Annotated in this window: 1 protein-coding gene; it reads left to right on the forward strand. The window is 69.3% G+C overall.

Translation table 11 applies throughout. The features are described 5' to 3' along the window. Nucleotides 1–261: FAD-dependent monooxygenase (locus RYX56_RS26655; RefSeq protein WP_317124255.1), on the forward strand; the 261-nt coding region annotated here is incomplete at both ends.

Consider the following 261-nt stretch of genomic DNA (forward strand, 5'->3'; position numbering starts at 1 on the left):
GGACGCCATTCCGGACGCCGAGGCGCTGACGCTGGCGCGCTATGGTCACCACACGCTGCGACTGCCTGTGGCGGACCGGCTGGCGGGGGTCGGCGACGCCGCCCATTCGACCAGCCCTCAGTTGGGCCAAGGGGTGAACATGGGGTTGCTGGACGCCCTGACGCTGGCCGAGGCGCTGGAGACCCATGTCGAGCTGGACGAGGCCCTGATGGCCTATGCCCGCATCCGGCGTTGGCACATTCGGCTCTATCAGGCGCTGAG

The sequence above is a fragment of the Alkalihalophilus lindianensis genome, from assembly GCF_032843265.1.
Classification (GTDB): domain Bacteria; phylum Bacillota; class Bacilli; order Bacillales; family Bacillaceae_D; genus Alkalihalophilus; species Alkalihalophilus lindianensis.